14 protein-coding genes are annotated in these 17,850 nt (G+C 70.0%); 9 read left to right on the top strand and 5 right to left on the bottom strand.

Features of this window, described 5'->3' with window-relative positions; all coding sequences use genetic code 11:
* Positions 1-105 precede the first annotated feature (105 nt).
* Positions 106-1,146 (top strand): anthranilate phosphoribosyltransferase, encoded by a 1,041-nt coding sequence (gene trpD / locus AB0F43_RS02275; protein WP_360469439.1) that lies wholly within the window; start codon positions 106-108, stop codon positions 1,144-1,146.
* A 45-nt stretch (positions 1,147-1,191) separates the two neighbouring features.
* On the opposite strand, the gene AB0F43_RS02270 is transcribed toward trpD, so the two are convergent.
* A complete protein-coding gene (locus AB0F43_RS02270; protein WP_360469436.1) occupies positions 1,192-3,177 on the bottom strand; it encodes a hypothetical protein in 1,986 nt (661 codons plus the stop codon).
* The gene (locus AB0F43_RS02265; protein WP_360469433.1) at positions 3,170-3,838 is read right to left on the bottom strand and encodes a hypothetical protein; all 669 of its coding nucleotides are present in this window, start codon (positions 3,836-3,838) and stop codon (positions 3,170-3,172) included. The genes AB0F43_RS02270 and AB0F43_RS02265 overlap by 8 nt, the downstream gene beginning before the upstream one ends.
* Positions 3,839-4,360: 522 nt before the next feature.
* Between AB0F43_RS02265 and AB0F43_RS02260 the strand changes: the two genes are divergently transcribed.
* Positions 4,361-6,169: a hypothetical protein gene (locus tag AB0F43_RS02260; protein WP_360469431.1), complete on the top strand. Its 1,809-nt coding sequence runs from the start codon at positions 4,361-4,363 to the stop codon at positions 6,167-6,169.
* 936 nt (positions 6,170-7,105) lie between these two features.
* On the opposite strand, the gene AB0F43_RS02255 is transcribed toward AB0F43_RS02260, so the two are convergent.
* Both AB0F43_RS02255 and AB0F43_RS02250 read right to left on the bottom strand, forming a co-directional pair.
* On the bottom strand, positions 7,106-7,393 hold the full coding sequence (locus AB0F43_RS02255) for an Lrp/AsnC ligand binding domain-containing protein (RefSeq protein WP_360469428.1): 288 nt from the start codon (positions 7,391-7,393) through the stop codon (positions 7,106-7,108).
* A 124-nt stretch (positions 7,394-7,517) separates the two neighbouring features.
* Complete coding sequence (locus AB0F43_RS02250) at positions 7,518-8,318, bottom strand: helix-turn-helix transcriptional regulator (protein ID WP_360469426.1); 801 nt, start codon at positions 8,316-8,318, stop codon at positions 7,518-7,520.
* Between the two features lie 125 nt (positions 8,319-8,443).
* Here AB0F43_RS02250 and AB0F43_RS02245 point away from each other — a divergent pair, with 125 nt between their 5' ends.
* Positions 8,444-8,869, top strand: a complete 426-nt coding sequence (locus tag AB0F43_RS02245; protein WP_360469423.1) for a hypothetical protein — start codon at positions 8,444-8,446, stop codon at positions 8,867-8,869.
* 57 nt (positions 8,870-8,926) lie between these two features.
* Here AB0F43_RS02245 and AB0F43_RS02240 read toward each other — a convergent pair whose 3' ends face one another.
* Positions 8,927-10,708, bottom strand: a complete 1,782-nt coding sequence (locus AB0F43_RS02240; protein ID WP_360469421.1) for a DEDD exonuclease domain-containing protein — start codon at positions 10,706-10,708, stop codon at positions 8,927-8,929.
* Between the two features lie 225 nt (positions 10,709-10,933).
* Between AB0F43_RS02240 and AB0F43_RS02235 the strand changes: the two genes are divergently transcribed.
* From AB0F43_RS02235 to AB0F43_RS02210, 6 genes are all read left to right on the top strand, one after another.
* A complete protein-coding gene (locus AB0F43_RS02235) occupies positions 10,934-12,205 on the top strand; it encodes an NYN domain-containing protein (protein WP_360469418.1) in 1,272 nt (423 codons plus the stop codon).
* A 107-nt stretch (positions 12,206-12,312) separates the two neighbouring features.
* Positions 12,313-12,549, top strand: a complete 237-nt coding sequence (locus tag AB0F43_RS02230; RefSeq protein WP_360469416.1) for a hypothetical protein — start codon at positions 12,313-12,315, stop codon at positions 12,547-12,549.
* A gap of 216 nt (positions 12,550-12,765) precedes the next feature.
* Positions 12,766-13,815 (top strand): NlpC/P60 family protein, encoded by a 1,050-nt coding sequence (locus tag AB0F43_RS02225; protein WP_360469413.1) that lies wholly within the window; start codon positions 12,766-12,768, stop codon positions 13,813-13,815.
* Positions 13,816-13,910: 95 nt separating this feature from the next.
* The gene (locus tag AB0F43_RS02220) at positions 13,911-15,383 is read left to right on the top strand and encodes a hypothetical protein (protein ID WP_360469410.1); all 1,473 of its coding nucleotides are present in this window, start codon (positions 13,911-13,913) and stop codon (positions 15,381-15,383) included.
* Positions 15,376-16,620, top strand: coding sequence for a M48 family metallopeptidase (locus AB0F43_RS02215; protein ID WP_360469407.1), 1,245 nt, complete (start codon positions 15,376-15,378; stop codon positions 16,618-16,620). The genes AB0F43_RS02220 and AB0F43_RS02215 overlap by 8 nt, the downstream gene beginning before the upstream one ends.
* A complete protein-coding gene (locus AB0F43_RS02210; RefSeq protein WP_360469404.1) occupies positions 16,617-17,735 on the top strand; it encodes a glycosyltransferase family 4 protein in 1,119 nt (372 codons plus the stop codon). The genes AB0F43_RS02215 and AB0F43_RS02210 overlap by 4 nt, the downstream gene beginning before the upstream one ends.
* Positions 17,736-17,850: the final 115 nt, after the last annotated feature.

Below are 17,850 nucleotides of genomic sequence, written 5' to 3'. Positions count from 1 at the left end.
TGCCGCGCTAGCGCGCGGCAGGTCATGGGGCTATGACTCCCGCCCTTCCCTCGTCGCTCCAGTCGCTGCGCTCCCTACGCTCCTCAGTCCAGGCCGGGAGGCCCCATGACCGCCTACACCTGGCCGCAGGTGCTCAATCCGCTGCTGCGGCGCGAAGACCTGGACGCGTCCGCCACCGCGTGGGCGATGGAACAGATCCTGTCCGGTGCCGCGTCGCCGGCCCAGCTCGCCGGGTTCGTGGTCGCGCTGCGGTCCAAGGGCGAGACGGTTGCCGAGGTCGAGGGCCTGGTCGCGACCATGCGCGACTTCGCCACCAAGATCTCGGTGCCGGGCCGCACGCTTGACGTCGTCGGCACCGGCGGTGACCAAGCCCACACCGTGAACATCAGCACGATGTCCGCGATCGTCGCGGCCGGCGCCGGCGCCAAGGTGCTCAAGCACGGCAACCGCGCGGCCTCGTCGGCCTGTGGGGCGGCCGACGTCCTCGAGGAGCTCGGCGTACCGCTCGACCTCACCGCCGAGCAGGTGGCCGAGGTGGGGGAGCTGGCCGGGATCACCTTCTGCTTCGCCCCGGCGTTCCACCCGGCGCTGCGGCATGCCGCCGTACCGCGGCGTGAGCTCGGGGTGCCGACCACCTTCAACTTCCTCGGCCCGCTGGCGAATCCGGGCAACCCGTCCGCGCAGGCGGTAGGGGTCGGGGACGGGCGGATCGCCGGGCTGATGGCCGGGGTGCTGGCGCGGCGGGGGATCGACGCGCTGGTGTTCCACGGTGACGACGGACTCGACGAGCTGACGACCCGGACGACCTCGCAGGTGTGGACGGTCGGCGGGGGCTCGGTGGACGGGCCGTTCACGGTCGATCCGCGTGAACTGGGGATCGCGCCGGTGGCCGCGGACGCGTTGAAGGGTGCGGATGCGGCGTTCAATGCCAAGGTGGTGCGGGCGTTGCTCGAGGGCGAGCCCGGGGCGGTGCGGGACGTCGTACTGCTGAACGCGGGGGCGGCGCTGGCGGCGTACACCCCGACGGACGAGCCGATCACCAGCCGGATCCGGGCCGGCATGGACCGGGCCGCGGAGGCGATCGACTCGGGTGCGGCCAAGGACGTGCTGGACCGCTGGATCGCTGCCTGCGTCTCGGTGCGGTAGCTGCTCAGTTGAAAGAAGGGGCCGGCGACGCCGGCCCCTTCTTCGTCACTGGTTGATCTTGATCTGGCTGACCTTGTAGCGCCAGACGTTCTGCCACGCCGGCGTGGATCCGGCGATGTCCGCGATCGAGACGGCCGCCGTCTTGCCGTCACCGCGGTCGATCAGCGCGATCATGATCGTCGAGAACGTCTCCTTCAGCGGCGGCTGGTTGATCGCGATCCGCGCGGTGATCTCGTGGCCCGGGTGGCCGTCGACCGTAATCGCCTTGTGCGTGACCGCGGAGATCTTCGCGTCCTTGTCGTACAGACTGACGACCGCCCGGGAGGCCGCCTGGCCCGCGGCCGCCCGCCGGCCGGCAGCGGTGTTGACGTACGGGATCTGCGGCGCCAGCTGGCCGAACGCGACGTAGTTGCCCCAGGTGCCCTTCTTGCCGTCGTAGTTCGCGTGCACGGTGAACCAGATCGCGGTCCCGCCCCACAGGCCTACCCGGTCGTACTCGCTGGTCCACGCCGAGCTCATGATCGGCATCGTGTCCTTGTTGCCGGCAACCATCTCGGTACCGAGCACCTTGCCGGTCGGAGTCGGCGTCTCGGACGGCTTCGCCGACGGGTCGACCGTCTCCATCGGCTTCTGCCCACCGGACGGCATCGTCACCGGGGTCACCGCGTCAGCCTTGGTCCAGATCCAGCCGACGCTGATCCCGGTGGTCGCAAGCGCGGCGACAACCAGCACGAGCGCACCGATCAGCCGCGCCCGCATCGCCCCATCCATCGGCGACTTCCCACCACCGCCGTCCGCACCATCGGCCCCAGGAAGCCGCTGCCCATAACCGCCCTGCCCCGCCTGCTGGCCATACGCCGCCTGGTGGGTATAGGCGGCCTGCTGGGTGTACGCCGCCTGCCCCGCCTGCTGGGTGTGCGCCGTCTGCCCGGGCTGCTGGCCGTACGGCGGCTGACCTTGGGGCTGGCCCTGTGACGACTGGGCGGCGTGCTGTCCTTCCGCCGTCGGGCCAGCTTGCCGCCCTTGCCCCGGCTGCCCAGCGTGCTGCCCTCGCACCGGCTGACCCGGCTGCTGCCTTTGCGGCGGCTGACCCGGCTGCTGACCTGGCGCCAGGTGGCCCGGCTGCTGGCCATACGACGTCTGCCCAGGCTGCTGCGCGTACAACGGGCTCTGCGGCTGGCCGCCGTACTGGCCCTGGCCGGGCGGGTAGCTGCCGCCGACCTGTGGCGACCCGGGCGGTTGAGCCGCGTGCTGCGCCCCACCCGGCTGCTGCCCCTGGTAGGAGCCCCCAACCTGCTGCGGCCCACCCGCCTGCTGACCGTGGTACGGCTGCCCCACCTGCTGCCCCTGCGACGGCTGCCCAGCCTGCTGGCCCCGCGACGGCTGCCCCGCCTGCAGCCCCTGTGACGGCTGCTGCCCAGGTGCCTGCTGCTGGGCCAGCTGCTGCGCTGCCCACGACTGCTGCTGGGGCCGCTGCCCTTGAGCCGGCTGCTGTGAACCAGCCTGCTGACCGCCGTGTCCCGCGCCCGCGTGCTGCTGAGCGCCCGGCTGGTGCTGGGCCGCCTGCTGCTGGGCTAGTTGTTGCTGTGCCCAGGACTGTTGTTGCCCGCCCTGCGCCGCGTGCTGCGGTCGGGGCTGCTGCTGATACGGGTTGGCCTGCCCGGAGTACGGCGTACCGGATTCGGCGACGTCTGCCGACGGGGGAGGCGGCGGCGCCGGAGCAGGTGACTGCCCAAGCAACGGATCCCCCGAGCCACCTGCATGCGCGGTGGATGCGTCCGGTTCCGTCGTACGTCGTTCAGTGGGTGACGCCGGGGCGCTCCAAGTGTCTGGGGCCGGTGGCGCCTGCGGCGTACCGGCGAGTGGGTCGCCGGACGGCATGGGACCGGGCGACGCGGGGGCAGGTGGTACCTGGTCCCCGGGGTACGCCTGGGGATAGCCGTCCTGGCCGACCGGCGAGTGCGGCGGTGCACTGTGCCGGGCCGGAGGCCGCTGGGGCGGTTGTGGGGTCTGGTTCTCGTTCTCAGCCAACGTTGATTCCCTTGTAGGCCTGACTCTCGGCCGCCCTCAGATCCGGCCGGTTGGTGGGGATGTCGCTGATGTAGGCGACTGCGGTGCCGTCACCGAGGTCGAAAACGGCCACCGTCAGGGTAAGCACGCGGGCGGTCAACTTCGCCGACTTCGCGGTAACGGTTTGCTGGAAGTACCAGCCGGACTTGTCCGACCGCTTCACCGCGCCGTTGCTCACGGTCTTGAACGTGACCGGGATGTCGCCGTACATCGTGGTTCGCAACTGGATCGACAGCGCCGCCGCGGTCGCCTTCGGATCGCCGTTGAACCCGGACCCGGTGCCGAGCGCTCCGACGAAGATGTCGGCGTACCAGTCGTTCTTTCCGTCGAAGTTCTCCTGCAGCAGGATGTATTGGCCGCTGGAGTTGATCAGTTGCTCGACCAGCCGCTTCTTGTCCGACCACGGCGGGTTCCGGCGCGGGAACGAGATCGCGTCGGACGAGATCCGGGCGCCCTCGTGCAGCTTCGGGTTCTTCGACTGCCCGGGCTTGGTGCTGTTCTGACCCGTCGGCTGGTTGGTCGCCTGACTCCCGGTCGGCTGATTCGTCGGCGTGGTCTCCGGCCCCGCCTCCTTGTCACCCCCCGACGTGATCAAGAACACCGCCGCCACCACCAACATCACCAGCGCAACCCCACCGGCAATCACCAACGGCAGCTTCGCCCCAGCGCCCCCACCCCCAGCACCCTTCTTCCCCTTGGCATTTCCCCCACGCCCGCCGCCCGCGACCCCCTCAACCTCCCGAACCTGCCACCCCTGCGGCCCAGAAACCCGCTCACCCCACGCCCCGCCCGCGCCCTGCTGCCCAGACCCTTGCTCACCCCACGCACTGCTCGCGGTCTGCTGCGCGGAGCCTTGCTCACCCCACGCACTGCTCGCGGTCTGCTGCGCGGAGCCCTGTTCGCCCCATGCGCTGCCTGCGGTCTGCTGCCCGGAGCCTTGCTCAGCCCACGCATTGGTTGCGGCCTGCTGGCCGGAGCCGTGGGGGCTTCCCCAGCCCTGGCCTGTGGTCGGCTGGTCAGCGCCTTGTTCACCCCATGCGCTGGCTGCGGCTTGCTGCTCGCCAGCACCCCAGGCACCTCCGGCGTCGGGCTGCCCACCGGCTGTCCCACCCCCAGCAGCCGTCTGCTGCCCATCGCCAGAGCCTTGCCCCCAGCCGTTGCCGGCTCGCAACTGCTCATCAATCGCCTGCCACGGATTGGCAGTCGCCTGCTCATCCCCAGCCTGCCCACCCCAGGCCTGCTGCTCCTGCGCTCCACCCGCCTGCTGCACACCCCAGCCCTGCTGGTCTTGCTCAGTCTCGTTTCCAGCCTGCGGAACTCCCCAGCCCTGCTGTGCCTGCCCACCGCCGGCCGTGCCCTGCTGCACAACCCAGTCCTGCTGGTCTTGGCCAGCGCCATTCCCAGCCTGCTGCACGCCCCAACCCTGCTGGCCCTGGTCGCTACTGCCAGTCCCTTGCTGCACGCCCCAGTCCTGCTGGCCCTGGTCAGCCTCGTTTCCGACCTGCGGTGTTCCCCAGCCGTGCTGTGCCTGGTCACCGTGGCCGGTGCTTTGCTGCGTACTCCACTGCTGCTGGGTTTGGCTGCCTTCGTCCGAGCTTTGCTGCTCGCCCCAGCCTTGCTGGTTCTGGTCAGCCTCGTTCCCGGCCTGCTGCGCGCCCCAGCTCTGCTGAGCCTGGTCGGCACCTCCGGTGCTTTGCACGCCCGAGCCCTGCTGGCCTTGATCAGCCTCGCTCCCAGCCGGCGGTGTTCCCCAGCCTTGCTGAACCTGGTCACCGCCGGCCGTGCCTTGCTGCACGCCCCAGCCTTGCTGGTCTTGGCCAGCGCCATTCCCAGCCTGCTGCGCATCCCAGCTCTGCTGAGTCTGGTCACCATCGCCGGTTCCTTGCTGCACGCCCCAGCCTTGCTGAGCCTGGGCGCCGTCGCCGGTGCTTTGCTGCGCGCCCCACTGCGGCTGGGTTTGGCTGCCTTCGGCCGCGCCTTGCTGCACGCTCCAGCTCTGGTGGGTCTGTTCGGCGCTGGCGGGGGACTGCGTCACGTCCGAGTGCTGCTTGTTCTGCTCAGGAGTGCCGGTCTGTTGTGGACCATCGGCGTGGGGCACCTGCGTGGGCTCGTCGCCTTGGTGCTGCGCACCCCACGGTTGCTCACGTTCGTTCTGGTCGCCGGACCGCAGGCCCCAGCTTTGCTGCTCGCTGGCCTGTGCGCCCGGGCTCTGCTGGAGTTGCGCTTGGTCTTGCTGAGTCAGCTGGTCCGGGCCCTGCTGAATCTGTTGCTGCCCGAGGCCTACCTGCTGGCTAGAGCCAGCCTGTGTCTGGCCCGCATCGCCAGGCTGCTGCAGGCCCCAGCCCTGCTGCTCCTCGCCAAGCTGAAGGCTCCACGCCTGTTGGCCCTGCACCTGAGCTTCATTGGACGGCATCCCCGACGACTGCTCGCCCAGGGGCTGCGTGCCACTGGAGTGCGTAGCCCAGGCCTGCTGGTCCTGGGACTGCGTGTCACCGGATTGGACGCCCCACGGCTGCTGGGCTTGGGTGTGCTGTTCGCCAGCCTGCGCAGTGCGTGGCTGCTGGTCGTGCGCCGCCGGCTCGTCTGGCTCAACCCACGCTTGTTGGAGCTGCGTAGGTTCGTCGTCCGCCTGGACGCCCCAGTTTTGCGGGGTTTGCGCGTGGGGGTCGCCGGACTCGGTGCCCCAGCCTTGCTGGGTTTGCGCGTGGGGGTCGCCGGACTCGGTGCCCCAGCCTTGCTGGCTTTGCGCCTGGGGCTCCCCGGATTCGGTGCCCCAGGACTGCTGGCCTTGGGCCTGAGTGTCGCCGGACTCGGTGCCCCAAAACTGCTGGCCTTGGGTGTGGTGCTGGCCGGATTGCATGCCCCAGGACTGGTGGGCTTGGGACTTTGCGTCCCGCGGTTCGGCTTGGGGCTGGATCTGGCCGGACTGGGTGGCCGAGGTCTGCGGGGTTAGCGGCTCGTGGTCTGTGGGCGCGACCCAGCCGCCTTGCTGGTCCAGGTCGACGCCCTGGATCTGGGTGGGCTCATCGGCGAGTGTCGCGGCGTCATCGGACTGCGGAACGGCCTGCTGTGCCTGGGCCTCGGTGGGGTGTGCGCTCGGGGGCTGGGTCCAGGTGACAGCTGACCAGCCCTGCGAATCCTCCGCGCCGGCTGCCGCACCTGAGGCAGCGGCGCCCGCGGCGTGAGCGGCTGCGTCGGCGGCGTCCGTCGTGCCCCCGGCGGATTCCTGCGGGGTCGGGGCGAGTTTGAGGGTCCAGCCGGTCTGCTGGGTCCGCTGTGGGGCGGGTTGGGCTGGCTCGTCGACCGGCTCGGTCGGCACCGGTCGCTGCGTCCAGTGCTCCGGTGGTGCCGGTGCGATCACTGGCGCACCCCAGGTGGCTCGTGCTCGCTCGAACGGGGAAACTCCCGCGTCATCCGCCGTACCCTGAGCAGCCTCGTCGCCATCCTGCTCCGACGCACCACCCTGAGAAGCACCAGCCTGCGCCGACGCACCACCCTGGGCCGTCTCACCACCATGGGCCGTCTCACCGCCCTGGGCCGTCGCACCAGCCTGTGGTCCACCAGTCTGTGACCCGCCGCTGTGCGGTCCCGCAGCCTGGGACGCGCCGGCCTGCGTGCTTGTGGTCGGCTGGTTGGAGGGGGAGGTCCAGCCTGATTGGGGGGACCACTCGGCTTGGGTCGGCTGAGGTGTGGCTTCGGTCTCAGTTGGTGCCGGGGTCGGCTGGTTGGAGAGGTCTTCCTTCTCGGTGCGGTTGGTCCATTGCTTCCCGTTCCACCAGCGGATGGTGTTCGGCTGGCCGGTTGGGTCCGGATACCAGCCCGCGGGAGGGTTGCTCATGCGCTCACCGTAACTTCAGCTCGTGTCAGCAGGACCGCGGTTTCCCAGCCCTCAGACACCGTCCTCCTGACCCAGGCTGAAGGCCGCCTCCAGGTCATGCGTCGAGTACGCGCGGAAGGCGATGTGCGTCTCGGTGCTCAGTACGCCGGCCACCCGGTTCACCTTCTCCGGGATCACGGTGGCGAGGTCGTCGTGGTGGGCGACCCGGACCATCGCGATCAGGTCGAGCCCGCCGGTGACGGAGTACACCTCGCTGACACCCTCGATCGCCGCCACCTGCTCGGCGACCTCCGGAATCCGCGCGACGTCGGCCTTGATGAACACGATCGCGGTGACCATGCCGTCCTCTCCTCGAATCACACCTCAACCCGCTGAAGCATAGTGCCGCCCGCACCCAACCCCGGCTCCGCCGGTACGACGGACGCCGGTACGACGCACCGACCGCCACCGGCCGTTCCACCACTCAGCCCGGTGCGGCCGGGTCGAGCAGGCGGAGCGCCTTCGCGGTCGGCTCGTCCGCGGGGAGGAAAGCCTCCATCCGCAACTCCGACACGGTCACGTCGACCGCCGTACCGAACCGCGTCAACGTGGTGATCAGCCGCAGTTCGCCGTACTCGGAGTTCAACCGCAGGGGTACGGCGAAGCCCAGGTGACCGGGCCCAGCCGGTGGACGTGGTGGGACCAGGGTCGTCAGCTCCTCGATCAGCGCATCGGCCGCGGGGTCTGGGTTCTGAGCGGCCTCGTGGGTGAGTGCGTCGATCACGTGCCAGGACCACTCGTCGAAGTTGGCGATGCGGGGTGCGAGGCCGTCCGGGTGCAGGAGCAGGCGTGGGCCGTTGACCGGCTCGTCAAGGAGGTACGTCGCCACGCCGACGATGAGAGCGTCGAACGATCGGTTCGTGAGCACGAGGTCGCCGCGCCGGTTGATGACGACTGCCGGATACGGGCGGTGGCCTTCGACGATCCCGGTCAGCGCAGTACGGATCGCTTCGAGGCCCGGGTCGTCGTACGGCGTCTCGTCGTACGCCGGTGCGAAGCCGCCGGCCAGCAGAAGTGCGTTCCGGTCGCGCAGGGGGAGTTGGAGCGACTCAGCGAGGCGGATGATCATGTCGCGCCCGGGGAGCGAGCGGCCGCTCTCGATGAAGCTGACGTGCCGCTGGGTGGTGCCGGCGCGGATGGCCAGCTCCAGCTGGCTCACCCGCCGACGTTGTCGCCACAGCCGGAGGCCGGCGGACAGGTCGGTTGAGCGGGGTTTGGTCAGCACGCGTCCTGTCTAACGCACGGCACCGACAGTCCGGGTGATTCCCGGGAGGGAATTGTCCGGTGACGGTTGCGGTCGGCAAGGTCGAGGCAGGGCGGCATCGGGTCGCTCATGCTGGAGGAGGAACCTTGCAGGACAGGAAGAACGCGGTGGCCGAGGAGCTGGCCGATCGCTATGCGGCGGTGTGGAACGAGCCGGATGCCGACGCGCGCTCGAAGGCGGTCGCGGCGTTGTGGACGGAGGACGGCGTACACCTGCTCGAACCGCCCGAGGAGGCGGTGAAGCGCGCGGAGGAGCTCGACGTCGCCGCGACGTTCGAGGCGCGGGGGCATGCGGCGCTGGTACGGCGGGTGGCGCGGGCGTACGACGAGTTCGTCCGGCCGGGGGAGTTCGAGTTCCGGCGGGAGGGGGTGGTGAAGGTGGTACGGGACATGGTGAAGCTCCGCTGGGTGATGGTCCCCGCAGGTGGCGGAGAGGCGGTCGGCGGTGGCACGGACGTCTTGCTCCTCGCCCCGGACGGCCGGATCACAGCTGACTACCAGTTCATCGACTGAGCCGCCCGGGCGCCCAACAGCTGGTGTGGTGCGCTCAGATGGTCGGGCGTGGGGGGGTCAGCTGGCTCGGGCGGGGCCTAGGGGGCGGAGTCGGCGGCGGCGGTCGGTGGGGTGCTGGTGTGCTTCGGAGTGGGCGTTGTCGAGGCGGGTCAGGTGGCGGCCGGCGCCGGAGACGGGGCAGGTCCAGGTGCCGTCCATTTCGACCAGGCGGATGCCGGGCTGGTCGAGCCAGCGGAGGACGAGCTCGATCTCCTCGGGGGAGGCGGAGGCGACCGGGCCGATGCCGGGCAGGACGGTCTCGGCGGAGGCGCGGAGCATGTCCAGGTACCGCCGTGGATCCGTCCCCCGCGGGCTGATTCCCGCCGCTGCGAGCCGCCCCCGCCGGATCACGTGCAACTCCCACCCGCCGTCCTCGGTCCGCCGCGCCGCACAGATCTCCGCGCAGCCCGTCACCGACGCCATCCGCTGCATCCGCGCCGAGCTCCGCACGAACGCACTCAACCGATCCCGGTGCACGGCGGCATCCTCGAACCGCTCGTCCGCCGACAACAGGTCGATCCGCCGGTCCAGTGCCTCGACCACCGGGGTCGGGTCCACCGTCAGCGCCGTCCGCAGCGACGTGACGAACTCGCCGTACGAATCCATCGAGATCCGCCCGTCGCACGGTGCCACACACCGGCCCATCTCGGCCAGCACACACGGTGACAGCTGTGGATGACGCGACATCCGCGCCGTGCACTGCCGGATCGGGAACGCCTCGTGCAGCGCCGCCATCGCCCGCTCGGCCGTCTTCCGCGAGCTGAACGGGCCGAGATACCCGGCGTCGTCGTCGCGCACTTGTTTCACCAGCGACAGACGAGGAAACGGTTCGACGGTGACCTTCAGCCAGTGTTGCCGCTCCGGGAACTTCGACCGCCGGTTGTACCGCGGCTTGTGCTCCGCGATCAGCCGCAGTTCGCGCACCTCGGCCTCCAGCGACGTACCGCACTCGATCCCGCGCACCCCGGTGGCGATGCCGATCATCTCGCCGATCCGGGTCCGGGTCTCGGACGCGGTGAAGTACGAGCGGACCCGGTTCCGCAGGTCCTTCGACTTGCCGACGTACAGGACCTCGCCGCGGTCGTCGGTGAACAGGTACACACCCGGTGCGTGCGGCAACGTCTCGGCCAGGTGCCGCTTCGCCCGCACGGCCGGCGCCACCCGGGCCGAGAACGTCTGCAGATCCTCAAGGGTCTGCACGCCGAGCGACCCGACGCGCTCGAACAGTCCGTGCAGTACGTCGACGGTCGCCCGGGCGTCCGACAACGCGCGATGGTTCGGCGTCGTGGTGGCGCGAAACAGCTTGGCCAGCGTGCCGAGCTTGCAGTTCGGCGCCTCGTCGGGCGTGATCACCCGGCGGGCCAGCAACGCGGTGTCGACGACGGCGAAGTCGGGCCAGTCGTACCCGTGCACCAGGCTGTCGTGCTTGAGGAAGCCCATGTCGAACGGCGCGTTGTGCGCGACCATCACGCAGCCCTGGGCGAACTCGAGGAACGCGGGCAGCACCGACTCGATCCGGGGTGACGAGGCAACCATCAGGTTGGTGATGCCGGTCAGTACGGCGATGAACGGCGGAATCGGCTCGGACGGGTTGACCAGCGTCTGGAACTCGGCGATCACCTCGCCACCCCGCACCTTGACCGCGCCGATCTCGGTGATCCCGGACTCACCCGGGGCGCCACCGGTCGTCTCCAGGTCGACGACGCAGAACGTGATGTCGCGCAGCGGCGTACCGAGGTCGTCGAAACTCGGCTGGACGCCACGAATCGGCGTCAGCTGGTCCGGAGCCGGGCTGGTCATGGCAACGACGCTAAAAGCCGGCACCGACAATTCCGCAGGTGACACGCGTGGGAGTCGACTAGGCTCTGTGTATGCGTACACAGGCGATCACCGCGAATACGGCACCCGTGCCGCCTCGCTGTGGTCTGCGTCACTGGCTGAGCGCTGTCTGCCAGACCGTCGCCAGGGCCGGACTGCGGACCGGTGACTGAGGCAGGCACCGCCGCGAGCTCTGCCGCTACCTCCTTGCCCGAACCCGTCCGGCAACGGGTTCTCGCCCTCGCCGCGCAGGCTCTCGGCCAGTTGCCGGCCTCCGACATCCCGCCGCCGCTGCGCCGGTTCGCCAGTTTCGCGCCGGCCAAACGGGCCAAGCTCTCGGCGTCCGTTCTCGGGCCGATCCTGGAGACCGACGACCATTTCCGCCGGTTGGCGGCCTTTCAGGTACGGCGGGAGCACCCGGAGCTCGGTGATGCGGTCGCCGAGGGAGTACCGGTGCCGGCCGCGGACCCGGTGGAGGTCGCGGCACTGGCCTACCTGCTCCGCCCGGACGACTGGGAGCGGCACATCGCCGCGGCCGCCGTGCAGGTGCCGGTCGAGGCGCCACGCGCCGCCTCCGAGGAGGCAGTCAGCAGGCTGGCCGACCAGCTCGACCAGGCGCGGACCGAGACCCGGCAGGTCCGCGAACGGCTTCGCGAACAGGTCAACGAGTTGAAGGCCGAGAACGTCACGCTACGGCGCAAGCTCAACGAGGCGCGCCAGCGGATCAGCGGTCTGCAGAGCGAGCTCGAGCAGCGCACCACCGAGGCGGCGACGGCGGACGAACGCGTCGACGCCGCGCGCGCCGAAGTGGACCGTGAGCTGCGCAAACTCCGCGCCCGCATCACTGAACTCGAAGCGGTCGAACACGCAGCCCGGCGTACGGCGGGACAGGAACGCGAACTCGCCTCCATGCGGACCAGACTGCTTCTGGACACGTTACTCGAGGCAGCGAGTGGGCTCCGCCGCGAGCTGGCGCTGCCACCCGGGGGAGAGCTCAGGCCCGCCGACACCGTGGCCGGGATGGAGCCTGAGGCCGCCCCCGTCGGGCGTACTGCGCCCGACGACGACCCGGCGTTGTTCGACGAGTTGTTGTCGTTGCCGCAGGTGCATCTGATCATCGACGGCTACAACGTGACGAAGACCGCATGGCCGAACTCGCCGTTGCACTCGCAGCGTCAGCGACTCGTCACCGCGTTGGGGGCGCTGGTAGCGCAGCGTCGGATCGAGGTGACCGTGGTCTTCGACGGCGCCGAGCTTTCGGGCCCGGTGCAACTGAATCCGCCGCGCGGGGTACGCGTCCGGTTCAGCCCGGCGGGAGTCATCGCCGACGAGGTGATCAGGCAACTGGTCCGCGCCGAGCCGCCCGGCCGCCCGGTCGTGGTCGTCTCCACCGACCGCGAAGTTGCCGACAGCATCATCACGATGGGTGCCCGGGCACTGTCCGCGACCACTCTGATCAGCAGGATCGCCCGCTCCTGACCGCAAACTGTCGGAGCCGCCCTCTAGCGTCCTTCTCAGCCGGATGCAAGTCCGGGTGCTTCCCCACTTTGGAGGACGTTGTGCTGATCGACTGCGACGCTTGTGTGATGAGAGGTCCGGGCTGCCAGGACTGCGTGGTCACGGTGGTGCTGGCCCTCTCCACCGAACGAACCAGCTCCGCGGAACGGGCCGGCACGCTGCGGATCGACGACGACGAGAAGGCCGCGCTGGACGCCTTGGCCGAGTCCGGCCTGGTGCCACCACTGCGCCTCGTCCACGCTGTCAGCAGCATCAACCCCGAAACCCCTGACGACGAAGGCGAAACGGTCGTTGGGCTGGGGTGACCGGACGTTAATTTTCGATCAAACCCGGGGGGCGAATTGCACTGGTCACGAAACGGTCACTACTGTTACCTCTCGTTGCCTCAGGGCGTCGGCCGATCAGACCGACCGGGCAGCACGAAGCCGATGGGTGACCCGCCAGGTCCCGCAGCGTAGTTCCGCTGTGGCCGGCGTGGTCAATGGGGAACGGCGCGAGCAGAGGAAGGGACCGACCGGGCTGTGTCCATCGGACGCATCAACCGCACCAAGGGAATCGCCCTCGCCGCCATCACCAGCACGGCTGTCGCCGCTGGGGTGTTCTTCATCCAGACGGGCGCGGAGGCTGATCCGGCACCCAGCCTGGAGCAGGCGAAGAAGCAGGTCGCCGCGCTGCAGCACAAGGCCGAGCAGGCCGGTGAGTCGGCCAACGACCTGCGCGGGCAGATCAGTGCCTCATCCGCCCGGGTGAAGGCTCTGCAGGCCGCCATCGCCAAGCAGCAGGGCCAGGTGGACGCGGTGAAGCGGCAGATCGGTTCGCTCGCGGTCGCCGGCTACCAGACCTCCGGGATGACGACGACGGCCCAGTTGCTGCTGTCGACGAACCCCGACCAGTTCCTCAGCCAGGCCTCCACCGCCCAGGCCTTCGCCGGCCAGCAGAACTCGGCGCTCCGCCGCTACCAGCAGGCCCAGGGCAAGCTGACCGACCTGCAGGCCAGTGAGCAGACCGAGCTGTCCGCGCTGCAGGCCGTGCAGGCGCAGCAGGACGCGCTGAAGAAGCAGATCCAGACCAACCTGGACGCCGCCGAGAAGGTGCTCGACAAGCTCAGCGACGAGGAGCGGGCCCGGATCCAGGCGGAGAACGACAAGGAAGCCGAGGAGGCCCGGGACGAGCGCCCGAGCCGGGACGGCGACCGGGTGGACGACCTGCCGGTGCCGGCCAACGGCCGCGCCGGGATCGCGGTGCAAACGGCGATGGCGCAGCTTGGCGACCCGTACGTCTGGGGTGCCGAAGGCCCGAACTCGTTCGACTGCTCCGGCCTGATGCTGTACGCCTGGGGCAAGGCCGGCGTATCCCTGTCGCACTCGTCGAAGGCGCAGGCCAGCGAGGGCCGCCGGGTCAGCAAGAGCCAGCTGATGCCGGGCGACCTGGTCTTCTACTACTCACCGATCAGCCACGTCGGGATGTACATCGGCAACGGCCGGATCGTGCACGCGAGCCGCCCGGGCAAGCCGGTGAAGACCGACCCGATCGACCTGATGCCGTACAACACCGCGGTCCGTCCGGGCTGAACCGAACGGCTTACTCATCGGCTCCGGGGTCTCACCCCCCGGAGCCGAGTCGTTTCACCACCGTCCGAGTGCTCTACTGTCAGAGGAGGCACGTAGTGTCCCGCCTGACTGGGGCAGGTGAGCAGCGAGGGGCCGAGGTGATCGACGAAGAGGGCGACACAGTGCCCCTGCCGGCGGTACCGTCCGCCGACGACCGCCCGCAAACCGCCGGCACCACGGATGGCGGGCGCCGCGTCCCGCCCACGTTCGGCCCGCTCGTGCGGAAGGTCGCGCTCAGCGTGGCCGTCTGCCTGGTCGCGGCTGCCGGGTACGCCGGTCTCCGTCAGATCGCGGACGCACCGGCCGATCCGAACGCTCCGGTCATCGCACAGTCCCCACAGACCTCGACGACGCCGGACGAGGCGGCCGAGGGTGTACGGCGCGCCACGGTCGGCGGAGCGGTCCTGCAGAAGATGGCCGCGGCGGTCGCCGACGACAACCGGTCGGCGTTCCTCGCCACCGTCGACCCGGAGTCGACCGCGTTCCGCGCGAGTGCCCGGACGATCTTCTCGAATCTCGGCAAACTCCCGATCGGCAGCTTCCAGCTCCGCTACGTCAGCGACGACACCGGTGCGCTCACCCCGGACCGCCAGGCGGAGCTCGGCGGTTCCGAGTCGTGGCTCGCCCAGGTCGAGGTCTCCTGGCAGCTCGCCGGGTACGACGCCAAACCGGCCCGTGAAACCTTGCCGGTCACCTTCGTCACCCGCGACGGCACGACGTACGCCGCCTCGTTCTCGGAGCGGTTCGTGGCCGGTCAGCGGCGGCCGATCTGGGCGCTCGGCCCGATCGACGTGGCCAAGGGCGACCACAGCCTGGTGATCAGCCTGGACTCTGAGGCGGACGCGAAGAGCTACGTCTCTGTCACCGATCGTGCGGTCGAGTCGGTCAGCAAGGTCTGGGGCCGTAGCTGGCGGCAGAAGGTCATCGTCTACCTGCCGGCCAAACAGGCCCAGATGGAGTACGTGCTCGGCGCGCAGCCGAACACCTACACCCAGATCGCCGCCGTCACGATGGCCGAGCTGGACACCCCGCTTGTCGGCGCGCCGGTGCGGATCGTGGCCAACCCGAAGCTGTTCGATGAGCTCGGCAAGCAGGGCCGCCGGATCGTGCTGACCCACGAGACCACCCACGTCGCGTCCACCGCCACCGCCTCGCCGGTTCCGTTGTGGTTGGCCGAGGGGTTTGCCGACTACGTCGCGTTCACCGCCGTCCCCGTGCAGGACGAGTCGGCGGCGAAGGAGTTGTTCAAGGCGATCCGCGCGGGCAAGGTACCGTCCGCGCTGCCGGCGCCCGAGGCGTTCGCCGCGTCGTCGGCGGAGCTGCCCCAGGCCTACGAGTCGGCCTGGCTCGCCTGCCGGCTGATCGCCGAGCGGGAGGGGCAGAGCAAGTTGGTGAAGTTCTACCGGGCCGTGCACGCGTCGAAAAGCCCGACCGGTCTGGCCGACGCCTTCAAGTCCGTGCTCGGCATGACCGAGCAGGAGTTCGTCGCCGAGTGGCAGCAGTACCTGAAGAGGCTCGCCGGTGTCTGATCCGGTCGCACGGTGGGTACCACGTGTGGCCGCCGTCGTACTCGCCGCAGCTCTGGCTCTCGTCATCGTCAGCACCACGCCCTGGCATCTGATCGACCTGCCGGCGCCTGACGCGACTCTGGACTTCACCTCCGCCGAGATCGCTCGCCAGAACGCGTTCCGGCACGAGCTGTTGCCATGGTCAACCACTTCGTGGGTGCTGTCCGTGCTGGTCCCGCTGGTGATCGGCTTCAGCCCGCTCGGCCGGCATCTTTACGACGCGATCCGCATCCGCCGCTGGTACCTCGCCGTACCGCTGCTCGTCGCCGGTCTCGGACTGCTGACCAGCGTGGTCACCGTGCCGACTGACGTGATGGCCGAGCGGGTCGCCCGGAAGTACGGCCTTTCGGTGCAGGACTGGGGGCTGTGGACCCGCGACCGCGCGGTGAACTGGCTGCTGATGTCGCTCGCGCTCGCCGTGATCGCGGTCGGCCTGATCGGCCTGGCGAAACGCTGGCGCGGCTGGTGGTGGTTGCCTGCGGCAATCGCCGGTGCGGTGCTCGTGCTCGGTGTCTCGTACGCGTATCCGGTCCTGGTGGAGCCGCGGTTCAACGAGTTCACCTCGATGCCGGCCGGAGCCCAGCGCGACGACTTCATGAAGCTCGCCGCGGACGACGGTGTACCGGTCAAGGATGTCCTGGTCGCGGACGCGTCCAAGCGCACAACCGCCTTGAATGCCTACGTTTCCGGGTTGGGCTCGACCCGGCGGCTGGTCGTCTACGACACCCTGCTGAGGGACGCGCCACCTGCCCAGGTCCGGCTCGTCGTCGCGCACGAGCTCGGTCATGCCGCGGAGGACGACGTCCTGCACGGCACCTTGATCGGCGTGCTCGGGGCGGCCTTCGCGATCACCCTGCTGAGATTGTTGCTCGGGGCACGGATGTCCGACCCGCGCCGGACCGCGCTGCTCCTGGCTTTGATCGTGGCCGGTACGACGCTCGCCGCGCCGGTGCAGAATCTGGTCAGCCGCCAGATCGAGGCCCGGGCGGACTACCACTCGCTGAGGCTGACGAACGATCCGGGCGACTTCATCGCCATGCAGCACGACCTCGCCGTGACGAACATCTCCGGTCTGAACCCGAGCTGGTGGCGGTACTGGATGTTCGCCAGCCACCCGACCTCACCCGAGCGGATCGCGATGGGCCGGGCCTGGGCGGCCGAGCACGGTACGTCCGTTCCGCCGTTGGCCCGGCGATGACCGTCCTGGTCGTCACCAACGACTTCCCGCCACGCCAGGGCGGGATCGAGACGTTCGTCCGTTCCCTGTGCGACGAGCTGCCCGACGTCGTCGTCTACACCTCCCGGTCGCCTGGCCACACGTCGTACGACGCCCAACTGCCGTTCACCGTGGTCCGGGACCGCACGACGACCCTGCTGCCAACACCCCGGACCACGAAGTACGCCGTACGGCTGATGCGGGAGCACAACGCGGATCGCGTGTTGTTCGGTGCGGCCGCGCCACTCGGCCTGATGGGGCCGGCGCTCAGACGGGCCGGGGCGCGGCGGATCGTCGCCATGACACACGGGCACGAGACGTGGTGGGCCGCTGTGCCCGGTGCCCGCCAGGCGCTGCGGCGGATCGGCGACGCGGCCGACACGGTCACCACGGTGTCGTCCTGGTGCGCGGACCGGATCGCGCCCGCACTCTCACCGGCGGCGGTACGACGGATGCGGCGGCTGCCGCCTGGGGTCGACACCGAGCGTTTCTTCCCGGGATGCGGGGGAGAGCAGGTCCGCAAGCGGCTCGGCCTCGGAGACGAGCCGGTGGTCGCGTGCGTGTCCAGGCTGATCCCGCGGAAGGGGCAGGACACGCTGATCCGTGCCTGGCCGCGGGTGCTGGCTGCCGTACCGTCCGCGATGCTCCTTCTCGTTGGCGGCGGCCCGGATCGGGAGCGACTCGAAGGGCTGGCATCGGCGCTGCACGTCCGCGAGTCGGTGGTCTTCACCGGGCCGGTGCCCTGGGCGGACATTCCGCCGTACGTCGATGCCGCGGACGTCTTCGCGATGCCGTGCCGGACCCGGCGGTTCGGGCTCGAGCCGGAGGCGCTCGGGATCGTCACGCTCGAGGCGTCTGCCACCGGCAAACCGGTCGTGGTCGGCGACTCCGGCGGCGCCGAGGACACCGTCCGCCACGGTGAGACGGGCTACCTGGTGGACCCGTACAACCCACCGGCCGTGGCCGCCCGGCTCGTTGCCCTCCTCACCCATCCGGCCAGGGCAAAGACGATGGGCACGGCCGGCCGCGCCTGGGTCCGCGAGAACTGGACGTGGTCACGCAGCGGAGCCGTGCTGAGGGAATTGCTGGACATCTAGGCTGTGGAGTCGTGTACTCTGGCCGACATGCATCGGATGTTCCGACTTGTCGCAGCCGTACGAGCTTCCCGCTCTCCGGCTGCCGCTGCCTGACATCCTCTACCTCCCACCGGCG

It is taken from the genome of Kribbella sp. NPDC023972 (assembly GCF_040639075.1).
In the GTDB taxonomy this organism is placed as follows: Bacteria; Actinomycetota; Actinomycetes; order Propionibacteriales; family Kribbellaceae; genus Kribbella.
This window is presented reverse-complemented; position numbering and strand designations above follow the sequence as displayed.